This window comes from Pseudomonas sp. NPDC089534 (assembly GCF_044749305.1).
In the GTDB taxonomy this organism is placed as follows: domain Bacteria; phylum Pseudomonadota; class Gammaproteobacteria; order Pseudomonadales; family Pseudomonadaceae; genus Aquipseudomonas; species Aquipseudomonas ekonensis.
The window spans coordinates 44,329-56,753 of the sequence record NZ_JBIVHR010000024.1 but is presented as its reverse complement, the minus strand read 5'-3'; the positions used below and the strand labels follow the sequence as shown (position 1 = coordinate 56,753).

Here is a 12,425-nt window from a genome sequence, read left to right as displayed (position 1 = left end):
ACAGAAGCTGCAAGCACCGCAGATCCCCTGTGGGAGCCAGCCTGCTGGCGATGGCGATCGGTCAGGCAACCTCGATGTCGGCTGTGCCGGCCTCATCGCTTGCAGGCAAGCTCCCGAACCGACAGGCACCTCTGCGCCATCGCTGCCCTGCCCCGTCCGTGGCACACGCTGCCCCCTGTGGCGAGGGAGCTTGCTCCCGCTGGGCTGCGCAGCAGACCCAGAGAGCGGGGCCGCTTCGCGCCCCAGCGGGAGCAAGCTCCCTCGCCACAGAAGGCAAGCGCCTACAGGTTTTTGCGGTGAGCACAGAAGCTGCAAGCACCGCAGATCCCCTGTGGGAGCCAGCCTGCTGGCGATGGCGGCTTGTCAGACACATCAATGGCACCGCCGGCAGGCCCTGCCCGTTCAGATCGCCAGGCTGTCGACCACGCCCCCGTCGACCCGCAGCGCGGCGCCGGTGGTGGCCGAGGACAGCGGCGACGCGATGTACGTCACCAGATGGGCAACCTCTTCGACATTGGCCACCCGTTGGATGATCGAGGTGGGGCGCGCCTTGCGCACGAACGCATCGGCCTCATCGCGCAGGGTGCGGCCGGATTCGGCGGCGGCGTCCTTGAGCATCTCCTCCAGGCCGTCGGTGAAGGTCGGCCCCGGCAGGACCGCATTGACCGTCACGCCGGTGCCCGCCAGGCGCTTGGCCAGGCCATGGGACACCGCCAGGTTGGCGCTCTTGGTCACGCCGTAGTTGATCATGTCGGCCGGCGTCGCCACGCCGGATTCCGAGGACAGAAAGATCACCCGCCCCCAGCCCCGCTCGACCATCGCCGGCACGTAATGCCGGGCCAGGCGCACGCCGGAGATCACGTTGACCTCATAGAACCGCGCCCACTCGCTGTCCGGCGCCTCGAAGAAGTCCACGTCGTTGAAGATCCCGAGGTTGTTGACGAGGATGTCGGCCACCGGCTCCGCCGCGAACAGTGTCTGCGCGCCTTCGGCCGTGCCCAGGTCCGCCGTCAGGCCGCGCAGCTGCGCACCCGGCACCTGGCGGCGGATGCCCGCCAGCGTCTGCTCGACCTTGGCCGAGTCGCGGCCGATCACCACCACCGTGGCGCCCGCCTCCGCCAGCGACCGGCTGATGCCCAAGCCGATGCCGCCGGTGCTGCCGCTGACGATGGCCAGTTTTCCGCTCAAATCGATCTTCATGCCTTCACCTCATCAATGGGTAACGGTGCTCGTTCGAAAGCCCACAGGCTGCGCCTGCGGTGGATCCAACGTCAACCCGCCCGGATCCCTGTGCAACAACTGGCAGTAGGGGTGGGCCATTTCATCCAATTTGGCTGACACTCAGTCATCGCCAGCAGGCTGGCTCCCACATTGGATGCGTGTCGTTTCCGGCAACTGTGGGAGCCAGCCTGCTGGCGATGAGGCCGGCCCGAGCGACACACCGCCGCCCTCCCGGATCCCGCGCCAGCTCCTACACTGAAGACTCCGCCACCCCGGAGCCCATCGGCATGAACCGCAACGACTTGCGCCGCGTCGACATGAACCTGCTGGTGATTTTCGAGACCCTGATGTTCGAGAAGAACCTGACCCGCGCCGGGGAAAAGCTGTTCCTCGGCCAGCCCGCCGTGAGCGCCTCGCTGGCCAAGCTGCGGGATCTGTTCGACGACCCGTTGCTGGTGCGCAACGGCCGCGTCCTCGAACCGACCCAGCGGGCGATGGCGATCCTCAAGGAATTGCAGCCGGCGATGGACACCATCTCCGGCGCGGTCAGCCGGGCCAAGGACTTCGACCCGCTGAGCAGCCGCGACGTGTTCCGCATCGGCCTGTCCGACGACGCCGAGTTCGGCCTGCTGCCGCCGTTGCTCAAGCAACTGCGCGACGAGGCGCCGAATGTCGTGGTGGTGATCCGCCGGGTGAATTTTTTGCTGATGTCGTCGATGCTCGCTTCCGGGGAGATTTCCGTGGGCGTCAGCTACACCACCGACCTGCCGGCCAACGCCAAGCGCAAGAAACTGCGCGACCTGCGCTGCAAGATCCTGCGCGGCGACGACCGTCCCGGCGCGCTGACCCTGGACGACTACTGCGAACGTCCCCATGCGCTGGTGTCGTTCTCCGGGGACCTGTGCGGCGCCATCGACAACGACTTGGCCCGGATCGGCCGCTCGCGCCGGGTGGTGCTGGCGGTGCCGCAGTTCGCGCCGCTGCGGGCGATCCTGGCCGGCACCGACATGCTCGCCACCGTGCCGGACTTCGCCGCCTGCGCGCTGGTCGAGGGCAGCACTGTACTGCGGGCCGACGAGCCGCCGTTCGAGATCATCCCCTCGGAGCTGTCGATGGTGTGGAACGGGGTCAACGACAACGATCCGGCGGAACGCTGGCTGCGCTCGCTGATTGCCCGTCACATGTCGGCGCCGCTGCCGGCGCACTGAACGCCTTGAAGCCGGGGTCGACCTCGCGCAGGTACACCGGCAGGTCGGTCATCGGCGGCATCTGCGGGATCTCGAAATACATCTGGATCACCCAGCCTCGGTGGTAGCTGTTGTGGTTGACCACATGCAGGAAAATCGCCCCGGCGTTCATCGTGCCGCCGTCGCCGGACACGAACGTGAAGTCCACCGGGTGGTTCAGCGACGCGTCGGTCTGCCCGGCGCTCCAGGCGCAGTACCAGTCATCGGCCTCTTCCTGGGCCCGACGCAGTTCGGCGAGATCGGCATAGACCAGATCGTGGGACGTCCCGAAGCCGTGGCTGCGCCCTTCCAGGTGCGCCTGCCAGATCCGGTCGACCACGTAGATGTGGTTCAGCGTGCCGATCATGTTCTTGAAGATGGTCTTGCGCTCCCGGGTGATTTCCTCCGCCGGCAACGCTTGCAGGCTGTCGAACAGGCGCCGGTTGGCCCAGCGCTTGTAGCCGGCGAACAGGTGGGCTGTGGCCAGGTTGATCATCGCGGGCACCTTCGGCGCAAAAAAGGATCCGTCCAGAATAGTCCCTGTGCGCCGCAACGGCGGCGGCACCGACTATTGGTCGGTGGTGCGCGCCCACCCCGCCACCAGTTGCGCGCTGATGCTGACCCCGCCGCACACGATGATCACCACGTCGTGGGCACCGGCCAGCGCCGGGTGGTCGAGGTAGGCCGCCGCCAGCGAAACGCCGCAGGCCGGCTCGACCAGTTGGCGCAGGTCGCTGGCGTAGCGCACCACGCCCAGGATCGCGTCGTCGTCGGACAGCACCAGGCATTGGTGGGCGAACTCGCCGATGTGCGCCACCGGCCAGGCCGCCACCTGGGCCGCACCGAGCGAGGTGGCCACGGTGTCGATCCGGCTCAGGCGCACCGGATGGCCGGCCTCGACCGCCGCCGCGAACGAAGCGGCGCCCTGGGTCTCGCAGGTGACGATCCGGCAGTCGCGGCGCCCGTGGCGCAGCAACCCGGTGAGGATCCCCGCCAGCAACCCGCCGCCGCCCACCGACGTGACCACGGTGTCGACCTGCGGGCAGTCCTCGAGGATTTCATCGACCATCGAGCTGTGCCCGCGCCACAGCACCGGGTGATCGAAGGCCGGCACGTATTCGGTGTCCGCCGCGTCCGCCAGCTCCCGCGCCCGCTGGTTGGCCTCGTCCCAGACCTTGCCGTGCACGATCACCTCGGCCCCGGCCCGGCGGATGCGCGCACGGGTCGCCTCCGGGGTGGTGTGCGGCACCACGATGCAGGCCTGCAGGCCCAGCCGGGCCGCCGCCACCGCCGTGGCCAACCCCGCGTTGCCGCCGGACGGGCACACCACCTTGAGCTTGCCCTGCGCAGCCGCCTGGCTGCACAAAAGGCCCATGCCGCGCAGCTTGAACGAGCCGCCCGGTTGCAGGTTCTCCAGTTTCAGCCAGATGCGCCGCTGCGGCGTCGAGAGGGTCGGGTGCAGGATCAACGGCGTGCGGATGTGCAGCATGACGGACTCCAGGTAGCGTCACGGCCCGGCCACATCCATCCGCGACGGGCCGCGATCAGAGGATTGCGAATATCCCTTCCGAAAGCTTAGCCCAGCCCGTCGCCGGGCCTCGGACGGCGGGACAGCGTGACGCGCGAACCGGCAACTACACTGAACGCAACGGCAAAGAACGCTGAGGATTCCATGAAGATGTCTGCACAGATGACCGTTGTCGCGGTGCTGGCCACCCTCGCCTACCTGGGCCTGGCGATCTGGGGCATCGGCGGCGTGGCCGTGTTCTTCTCCCACGGGGCGTTGGCGGTGGTGGCGCTGGCGACCCTGGCGATGGTGGTGGCCTCGCTGTTCAGCGAGGTGAACCTGAGCTCCGGCGAACGGGAGGACCGGGCCAACCGCTGGGTGATCCCGGCGTTCGGCGTGATCGGGCTGGTCAGCGCCGTGCTGCCGGCCTACTGCGACCGGATCGGCTTCTGGACCTTCGGCCGCGAAGGCGTGCGCTGGGCGGGGGCGGTGCTGTTCATCGCCGGCGGTGCGCTGCGCCTGTGGCCGGTGTTCGTGCTGGGGCACCGCTTCAGCGGGTTGGTGGCCATCCAGCCGGGGCACCGGCTGGTCACCGACGGCATCTACCGGCGCCTGCGCAACCCGAGCTACCTGGGGCTGGTGGTGAACGCCGTCGGCTGGGCGCTGGCGTTCCGTTCAACGGTGGGCCTGCTGCTGGCGGCGGTGACGCTGATCCCGCTGATCGCGCGCATCCACTCCGAGGAAGCCCTGCTGCGGGCGCAGTTCGGCAGCGAGTACGACGCCTATTGCGCCCGTACCTGGCGCTTGCTGCCTGGCATCTATTGACCCAGGGCGCCGACATCAGCGGCGCCTGATCCACCGCCATCGCCAGCAGGCTGGCTCCCACAGGGGATCCCGGCTGTCCGCAGAATCCCTGTACACCACAAAACCTTGTGGGAGCTGGCTTGCCAGCGATGAGGCCGGCACTGCCGACATCTGTGGTGCCTGACTCGCCGCCATCGCCAGCAGGCTGGCTCCATGCCTTGGCTGGGTTGCCGGCGGTCAGTCGTCCCGTCGCGTTGCGCTGAGCGACAACTGCCCGTCGCTGCCCGCGCGGACCTGCAGCCCGTCGTAACGGTCAATCGTCGCGTGCGGGGTCTCCAGCGGGTGCTGGTGGGTCGCGGTGATGACCATCAGCGTCGCGCCGGCGGCCTCGCCCGCGAGGATGCCGGCGGTCGCGTCCTCGAAGACCAGGCAATCGCCCGGCTCGACGCCCAGGCGCGCCGCCGCCAGTCGGTAGCCGGCCGGATCCGGCTTGCCGGCGGTCACGTCTTCGGCGGTGATCATCACCGCCGGCTCCGGGATCCCCGCCGCCGCCATCCGCCGCAGGGCCAAGTCCCGCGGCGCCGAGGTCACCATGGCCCAGCGGTCCGCCGGCAAGGCCTTGAGGAACGCCGCCGCACCGGCGATCTCGACAACGCCCTCGACGTCTTCGATCTCCGCCACGGTGATGTATGCCGCCTGCGCCTGCGCATCCACCCCCGGCAGGTTCAGCCGCCGGATGGTGTCGATGGCCCGTACGCCGTGGATGGTCGGCAGGAACGTCTCGACGTCCACCCCGTGGCGCACCGCCCAGGCCGACCAGATCCGCTCGGCGGCGGCGATGGAATTGAGGACGGTGCCGTCCATGTCGAACAGGAACGCGCCGAACGCGCGGTTGAACAGAGCATCAAGGGCAGGCAAGGGATCGCATCCTCTGGCAGGGGGCCGGGCAAATGTGCCCGGCAATGTAACACTTGCGCAAAGGATCAGTGCAGCGGGCGCGGGGCCTTGGACTTGAAGGCGATGTCCACGCAATCGAGCAGTTGGCCGATGGCCCAGGGCTTCTTGATGAACGCCACCGGATGCCGCACCCCGGAGGTCTGCGGGGTTTCATAGCCGGACATGACCATCACCGGTTTGTCCGGCCAGCGGTCGCCCACCAGGTTGGCCAGATCCGCGCCGTTGAGGGTGCCCGGCATGGTGATGTCGGTGAGCAGCAGCGCCACCTCCGGCGCATGCGCCTCCAGATACTGCGAAGCGGCGTCGGCACTGGTCTGCGGCTCGACCCGGAAGCCCTCCTCCTGAAGGATTTCGCAGAGAAACTCCAGAATCAGCGGATCGTCCTCGACCACCAGAATCAACCTGCCAGGCCGTTGCGAATTCGCCGTCGGTACTGGGCACATGAACGGTCACTCCCTGAATTGCATGAACAGTGTCGCGGACAGGATCCGCTGCTTATCAGGTATGAGCCGTTGTCTGCGAGGAAATTCATTTTTGATACAGGCGATTTTCCCGCTGCCCGCAGGCAAAGTCCGCGACGCCGGATTTGTGGGTAAAATGCCCGCCCTTTTCGTTTGCCGATTCCGATTGATGACCCCTCAAGCCCTTGCCCTCCTCCATGCCCATCTGCTCGACGCGCTGGCCTCGCCCCCCGCCGAGACCCGCCGCCTGTTCCATGGGCGCGGGCGCTGCTGGCCGGATCTGGAACAGGTTACCGTGGACTGGCTGCAGGGCGTGGTGCTGGTGTCGCTGTTCAAGGAACCGGACGCGGACCGGCTCGAAGCCCTCAAGGGAATGCTGCTGGCCCTCACCGAATCGGCGCAGTGGCGCCAGTCCGGCGCCCACACCCTGCTGATCCAGCACCGTTACCTGCCGCAAAGCACCGCCGAATGGCTGCTGGGCGAGGAAATCGACGAGATGACCCTCGTCGAGGGCGGCCTGAAGTATCGGGTGGACCTGGGCCGCAAGCAGAACGCCGGGCTGTTCCTCGACATGCGCTACGGACGCGACTGGGTGCGCGGGCAGGCGGCGGGCCAGCGGGTGCTGAACCTGTTCGCCTACACCTGCGGCTTTTCCGTGGCGGCCATCGAGGGCGGCGCCAGCCATGTGGTCAACCTGGACATGTCCCGCGCCGCCCTGAGCCGGGGCCGGGACAATCACCGGCTGAACGGGCATGACCTGGGCAAGGTGAGTTTCCTCGGCCACGACCTGTTCAAGTCCTGGGGCAAGGTGATCAACGGCGGGCCCTATGACCTGGTGATCATCGACCCGCCGTCGTTCCAGAAAGGCAGCTTTCTGCTGACCAAGGACTACCAGCGCGTGCTGCGCCGCCTGCCGGAACTGCTGGCGCCGCAGGGCACGGTGCTGGCCTGCATGAACGACCCGTCGTTCGGGTCCGACTTCCTGATCGAGGGCGTGACGCGGGAGGCGCCGGGGCTGCGGTTCGAACGGCGGCTGGAGAACCCGCCGGAGTTTCCCGACATCGATCCCGAAAGCGGCCTGAAGGCCTTGGTGTTCAAGCGGCTGGACTGACTCTGCGGCTCATCGTGCGCATTACCGGCATCGCGGGAAACTGACGCACCGCCATCGCGGGCAAGCCCGCTCCCACAGTGTCCGAGGTGTTCACGGATTCTGCATTCACCCGCGATACCTGTGGGAGCGGGCTTGCCCGCGATGGCGGTCTGTCAGCCAAGAATGATGGGCCTGACAGGCTGGTTCCACAGGGGATTGCGGTTGAACACCGAGCCCGTGAACACCCGGATCCCTGTGGGAGCCAGCCTGCTGGCGATAGCGGTGTGTCAGACAGGCCCCAGCACCAGCGCAAACAACTCGCCGTGCCCGGTGACGTTGAGCTTGTGGTAGAGGTTGCGCCGGTGCACCTTCACGGTCTCCGGCGAGATGCCCAGTTCCCGGGCGATGGCCTTGCTGGAGAACCCTTGCAGGATCAGCCGCGCGGTGTCGGCTTCCCGCTGCGTCAGGCGTGCGTCGAACCGGTCGAGCAACGAGGCCAGATCCCCGCCCGGCGCCTCGGCGGCCGCGCCTTGGGGCGGCAGCAACTGCGCATGCCGACGCATCGCCGCCAGCACCCAGTCGCGCACGCACAGCAGGCGCCCCTGCTCTTCAATACCGAACGCCGTCGAACGGCCCAACGACAGACTCAGCACGCCACCCTCGACGTTGACCAGAAACTGCAGCTCATCGGCCCCGACCACCGAGCGGAAGTAGCTCTGGTAATACTCGCTCTGCATGAACTGATCCGGCGCCACCGACGCCAGGCTGTGCAGTCCGTCGGCGATGCCGGCGACCGCCGCCTGGTGGAACGGGTCGAGCTGGTACAGGCCGGCGCTGTAGCCGGCCAGCTCTTCCTGCTCGTCGGGGTGGGGGGCGCTGTCGAAATCGGTCAGCAACTGCGGCGCCCGGCCCGGCGCCATCAGCGCCACCAAGGCGTTGTCCAGCGGCACCAGCAACCGCACGGTGTCCACCAGCGCGCGCCAGAAGCCGTCCTGGCCCACGGCGGCGAACACCCGCGCCAGACTCTGGTGAACGGGCAGTTCCTTCAGCAATGCATCCACGCACTACCCCTTTCGAGTAACCCTTGATGGGAATGGGTGGGCCGCCGCCGGCCCGATAGCCTGAGCGCTCCCGTTCATCACCGGCCTGCCGCAGGCCAGGAGTGCCGCATCATGCGTCGTCACCGTGGGTATATCAACCTGGGCCTTGGCGCCTGCGTGGCAGTGGCTTCGGCCGCCATGGCCACCGACGCGCCGAGCGTGCACGTCTACAACTGGTACGACTACATCGGCCCGACGACCCTGCACGACTTCAAGCGCGACAGCGGCATCGAGCCGGTGTACGACACCTTCGACAGCGCCGAAGTGCTGGAAGGCAAGCTGATGACCAGCCGCAGCGGCTACGACGTGGTGGTGGCCAGCAGCTACAGCCTGCCGACCCTGATCCAGGCCGGCGCCCTCGCCCCGCTGCCCCGCGACCAACTGCCGGGCTGGAAGAACCTGGACGACGGCCTGCTCGGCAAACTGGCCGCCAACGACCCCGGCAACCGCTACGCCGTGCCGTACCTGTGGGGCACCAACGGCATCGGCTACAACGTCGACAAGGTGCGCGCCGCCCTCGGCGACAACGCGCCGGTGGATTCCTGGGATCTGCTGTTCAAGGAGGAGAACCTGGCCAAGCTGGGCCAATGCGGCGTGGCCATGCTCGACTCGCCTTCGGAGATGCTTCCGGTGGCCCTGCATTACCTCGGGCTGCCGCCCAACAGCACCAACGCCGACGACTACCGCAAGGCCGAAGCGCTGCTGCTCAAGCTGCGCCCGCACATCGCCTACTTCAACTCATCGAAATTCATCAGCGACCTGTCCAACGGCAACATCTGCGTGGCGGTCGGCTGGTCCGGCGCGATGCTCGAAGCCAAGACCAACGCCGAACAGGCCGGCAACGGCGTGAAAATCGCCTACAGTCTGCCCAAGGAAGGCGCGCCGGTGTGGTTCGACACGCTGGTGCTGCTCAAGGACGCGCCGCACCCGGCCCAAGGCCTGGCCTTCATCGACTACCTGCTGCGCCCGGAGGTGATCGCGCCGGTCACCGATCAACTGTCCTACCCCAACGGCAACCGCGCGGCCACCGCCTTGGTCAACGCCGCCACCCGCGACAACCCGGCGGTGTACCCGCCGGCATCGGCCATGGCGACGCTGTTCACCCTCGAACCGCTGCCCAAGGCCACCGAACGGGTGCGCACGCGGGTGTGGAGCAAGGTCAAGAATGGCCAGTAGCGAGCCACAGGCTTCTGCAGTGAATGCAGATCCGGCATGCCCCGAAGTCCCTGTGTCAGCCAGCCTGCTGGCGATGGCGGCCTGGCAAGCACCCTCGATGTCGGCAGGGCCGGCCTCATCGCTTGCAGGCAAGCGCCTACAGGTTTGAGGGCTGGCCGCAGATTCCATACACACCCACGATCCCCTGTGGGAGCCAGCCTGCTGGCGATGGCGTCAGTCAAGGCGCCGCAGAGCCCAGGCAAGACCGTTGTGCACGACCCTTCACCTTTACCGAGAGACTGAACCGATGAAACCCCGCGCCAGAGACCTGAACATCCGCATCGGCCGGTTGCAGCCCGGCCCGCTCAACGCCATCACCGACGTGCCCGGCGTACGGGTCGGCCACAGCAGCGTGCGCGGCCGCAGCGCCGCCGGCCGCGACATCTGCACCGGCGTCACTCTGATCGAGCCCCGCGCCGGCTCGACCAACCGTCAACCCTGCTTCGCCGGGGTTCACGTGCTCAACGGCAACGGCGACGCCACGGGGCTGGAGTGGATCCGCGAAGCGGGCCTGCTGACCAGCCCGGTGGCCTTCACCAACACCCACAGCCTGGGCGTGGTGCGCGATGCGTTGATCGCGCTGGACCGCAGTCAGCAACCGGACGACGGGCGCCTCTACTGGAACATGCCGGTGGTGCTGGAAACCTTCGACGGCTTGCTCAACGACATCAACGGCTTCCACGTGAAACCCGAGCACGTCTTCGATGCCGCCAACGCGGCGACGGGCGGCCCGGTGCCGGAAGGCGCGGTCGGCGGCGGCAGCGGCATGGTCTGCCATGAGTTCAAGGGCGGCATCGGCACCGCGTCGCGCAAGTTGGACGCGACCCAGGGCGGCTGGACGGTGGGGGCCATCGTCCAGGCCAACCATGGCGTGCGCCGGGAGTTGCGGGTCGACGGCTACCCGGTGGGCCGCTACCTGGAACCGAAAGGCTCACCGTTCACCGACGCGGCCCTGCCTCATCCGGGCATGGGTTCGATCGTCGTCTGCCTGGCCACCGACGCGCCGCTGCTGCCGCACCAATGCACACGCCTGGCGCAACGGGCCAGCCTCGGCCTGGCCCGCACCGGCGGCGGCAACGAAGACCAGAGCGGCGACCTGTTCATCGCCTTCGCCACCGGCAACGACCACATTCCGCCCGCCGCCTACGAGCGCAAGGGCGCGCCGACCTGCGACGGGCTGCGCATGGTCACCAACGACCACATCAGCGCGCTGTTCCTGGCGGCCACCGAAGCGGTCGAAGAAGCCATCATCAATGCCTTGCTGGCGGCCGAGACCACCGAAGGCAACGGGCACTCGGTGCCGGCGCTGGACGCCGACACCTTGCTCGCCGCGCTCGGCAAGGCCGGCTGGCCCGGGGCCTGACCGTCGTGCGGGAGCCTGGGGCTCCCGCAACTCCTACCGGAACAGATTCAGGCCCAGCTGGTGCGCGGCCTGAAGATGCAGCGCCGAATCCTGGGACTCCGAATCCAGCAACAGCGTCGACCCCGCCACCGTCGCCCCGCAGTAATCGAAGATGCCGTGATCGATCTGCGCCTTCATCGCCGCGCCGTAGCCATGCCGCGCGTAGGTGCCGGCGTCCGCGCCGCCGAGCCCCATCAGATGCACGCGCAGGCGGCCCAGTTTCTTTTCCAGCCCCGTACCGCCATCGAAATCGAACGCCCAGCCGTTGCTGAACACCCGGTCGATCCAGCCTTTGAGCAGCCCCGGCATCGCCCACCAGAACACCGGAAAGACCAGCACCAGCGCATCGGCGCGGTCGATGCGCGCCTGCTCGGCCAGGACATCCGCCGGCGGCGGGGATTCGCGGTGGTGCACGGCCCAGTCCGCCTGGGTGAAACGCGGATCGAAGCCCTCGGCGTGCAGGTCGGCGATTTCGCACGTATGGGCCGGGCCGGCCTCGGCCACGCCCTGCGCGATCCGCTTCGCCAAAGCATGGGTCAATGAACGGGTATCGTGATGATCCACAACAATCAATGCGTGCATGGGGAATCTCCAGGTGGTGGACGCTCGCCGGGCGCTCTATACTCCAGGCAAGCTACTATCGGTAAGCTACCGAAAGTAAACTACGATTGGTATATAACCCATGTCAACCACCGAAATCCCCAAACCCGCCCAACCCCGGCGACGCCTGTCGCGGGCAGACCGCCAGCGCCAGTTGCTCGACCAGGCCTGGCAACTGATCCGCGCCGAAGGCACCGACGCCCTGACCCTCGGCTACCTGGCGGAAAAGGCCGGCGTGACCAAACCGGTGGTCTACGACCACTTCACCACCCGGGCCGGTCTGCTGGCGGCGCTGTACCAGGATTTCGACCGGCGCCAGACCGCCCTGATGGACGCCGCGCTGGCCACCTGCGCGCCGCGTCTGGTCGACACCGCGCAGGTGATCGCCACGCAGTACGTCGATTGCGTGCTGACCCAGGGCAAGGAAATTCCCGGTGTGATCGCCGCATTGGCCAGCACGCCTGAGCTGGAAAAGACCAAGCGGGAATACGAGGCGATCTTCCTGGAAAAGTGCCGAAATGCATTGCTGCCGTTCACCCACGGCGGGGCCATCACGCAGGCGGGGCTGCGCGCGATGCTGGGCGCCGCCGAGGCGCTGTCCCAGGCGGCGGCCACCGAAGAAATCACTGCCGCGCAGGCCCGCGACGAATTGTTCGCCGTGATTTTCGCCTTGGCCGAAAGAGCCGCAAAGCAAGTGACTGACGGTACTTGAGGCCACCCGCGCACCTTCCTACGATGGAGTTACGCAGCCGCTGGTCCGCCAGACCGCTGCGTAGGCGCGGGTGCATTGAACCCCTATCAAGCCCGTGCCTCGCTTCATGCGCATCTTGAGCCTCACGGGC

Annotated in this window: 13 protein-coding genes; 6 read left to right on the top strand and 7 right to left on the bottom strand. The window is 67.7% G+C overall.

The features are described 5' to 3' along the window. Positions 1-402: 402 nt before the first annotated feature. Entirely contained in the window at positions 403-1,200 is a 798-nt protein-coding gene (locus ACIP0B_RS10265; RefSeq protein ID WP_400831646.1) for an SDR family NAD(P)-dependent oxidoreductase, read from the bottom strand. 308 nt (positions 1,201-1,508) lie between these two features. Here ACIP0B_RS10265 and ACIP0B_RS10260 point away from each other — a divergent pair, with 308 nt between their 5' ends. Further along, the gene (locus ACIP0B_RS10260; protein ID WP_400831644.1) at positions 1,509-2,429 is read left to right on the top strand and encodes a LysR substrate-binding domain-containing protein; all 921 of its coding nucleotides are present in this window, start codon (positions 1,509-1,511) and stop codon (positions 2,427-2,429) included. Here the strand turns inward: ACIP0B_RS10260 and ACIP0B_RS10255 are convergent. Together ACIP0B_RS10255 and ACIP0B_RS10250 are read right to left on the bottom strand one after the other, a co-directional pair. Next, positions 2,350-2,943 (bottom strand): DinB family protein, encoded by a 594-nt coding sequence (locus ACIP0B_RS10255; RefSeq protein WP_400831643.1) that lies wholly within the window; start codon positions 2,941-2,943, stop codon positions 2,350-2,352. The two genes, ACIP0B_RS10260 and ACIP0B_RS10255, sit on opposite strands and share 80 nt — an antisense overlap. A 72-nt stretch (positions 2,944-3,015) precedes the next feature. Next, positions 3,016-3,936: a pyridoxal-phosphate dependent enzyme gene (locus ACIP0B_RS10250; protein ID WP_400831642.1), complete on the bottom strand. Its 921-nt coding sequence runs from the start codon at positions 3,934-3,936 to the stop codon at positions 3,016-3,018. 183 nt (positions 3,937-4,119) lie between these two features. On the opposite strand from ACIP0B_RS10250, the gene ACIP0B_RS10245 reads away from it, so the two are divergent. Next, positions 4,120-4,779: a methyltransferase family protein gene (locus ACIP0B_RS10245; RefSeq protein ID WP_400831640.1), complete on the top strand. Its 660-nt coding sequence runs from the start codon at positions 4,120-4,122 to the stop codon at positions 4,777-4,779. Positions 4,780-4,995: 216 nt separating this feature from the next. Here the strand turns inward: ACIP0B_RS10245 and ACIP0B_RS10240 are convergent, their stop codons facing one another. Both ACIP0B_RS10240 and ACIP0B_RS10235 read right to left on the bottom strand, forming a co-directional pair. Then, positions 4,996-5,676 (bottom strand): HAD family hydrolase, encoded by a 681-nt coding sequence (locus ACIP0B_RS10240; protein WP_400831639.1) that lies wholly within the window; start codon positions 5,674-5,676, stop codon positions 4,996-4,998. 65 nt (positions 5,677-5,741) lie between these two features. After that, the gene (locus ACIP0B_RS10235) at positions 5,742-6,158 is read right to left on the bottom strand and encodes a response regulator (RefSeq protein WP_400831638.1); all 417 of its coding nucleotides are present in this window, start codon (positions 6,156-6,158) and stop codon (positions 5,742-5,744) included. 187 nt (positions 6,159-6,345) lie between these two features. Between ACIP0B_RS10235 and ACIP0B_RS10230 the strand changes: the two genes are divergently transcribed. Continuing rightward, the gene (locus ACIP0B_RS10230; protein WP_400831637.1) at positions 6,346-7,287 is read left to right on the top strand and encodes a class I SAM-dependent methyltransferase; all 942 of its coding nucleotides are present in this window, start codon (positions 6,346-6,348) and stop codon (positions 7,285-7,287) included. 266 nt (positions 7,288-7,553) lie between these two features. Here ACIP0B_RS10230 and ACIP0B_RS10225 read toward each other — a convergent pair whose 3' ends face one another. Beyond that, positions 7,554-8,327 (bottom strand): LuxR C-terminal-related transcriptional regulator, encoded by a 774-nt coding sequence (locus ACIP0B_RS10225; RefSeq protein ID WP_400831635.1) that lies wholly within the window; start codon positions 8,325-8,327, stop codon positions 7,554-7,556. 111 nt (positions 8,328-8,438) lie between these two features. Between ACIP0B_RS10225 and ACIP0B_RS10220 the strand changes: the two genes are divergently transcribed. Together ACIP0B_RS10220 and ACIP0B_RS10215 are read left to right on the top strand one after the other, a co-directional pair. After that, on the top strand, positions 8,439-9,542 hold the full coding sequence (locus ACIP0B_RS10220) for an extracellular solute-binding protein (RefSeq protein ID WP_400831634.1): 1,104 nt from the start codon (positions 8,439-8,441) through the stop codon (positions 9,540-9,542). Positions 9,543-9,828: 286 nt separating this feature from the next. Further along, positions 9,829-10,944, top strand: coding sequence for a P1 family peptidase (locus ACIP0B_RS10215; protein ID WP_400831633.1), 1,116 nt, complete (start codon positions 9,829-9,831; stop codon positions 10,942-10,944). Between the two features lie 33 nt (positions 10,945-10,977). On the opposite strand, the gene ACIP0B_RS10210 is transcribed toward ACIP0B_RS10215, so the two are convergent. Further along, positions 10,978-11,565, bottom strand: a complete 588-nt coding sequence (locus tag ACIP0B_RS10210) for an NAD(P)H-dependent oxidoreductase (protein ID WP_400831631.1) — start codon at positions 11,563-11,565, stop codon at positions 10,978-10,980. A 100-nt stretch (positions 11,566-11,665) separates the two neighbouring features. On the opposite strand from ACIP0B_RS10210, the gene ACIP0B_RS10205 reads away from it, so the two are divergent. Further along, complete coding sequence (locus tag ACIP0B_RS10205; protein ID WP_400831630.1) at positions 11,666-12,295, top strand: TetR/AcrR family transcriptional regulator; 630 nt, start codon at positions 11,666-11,668, stop codon at positions 12,293-12,295. Positions 12,296-12,425: the final 130 nt, after the last annotated feature.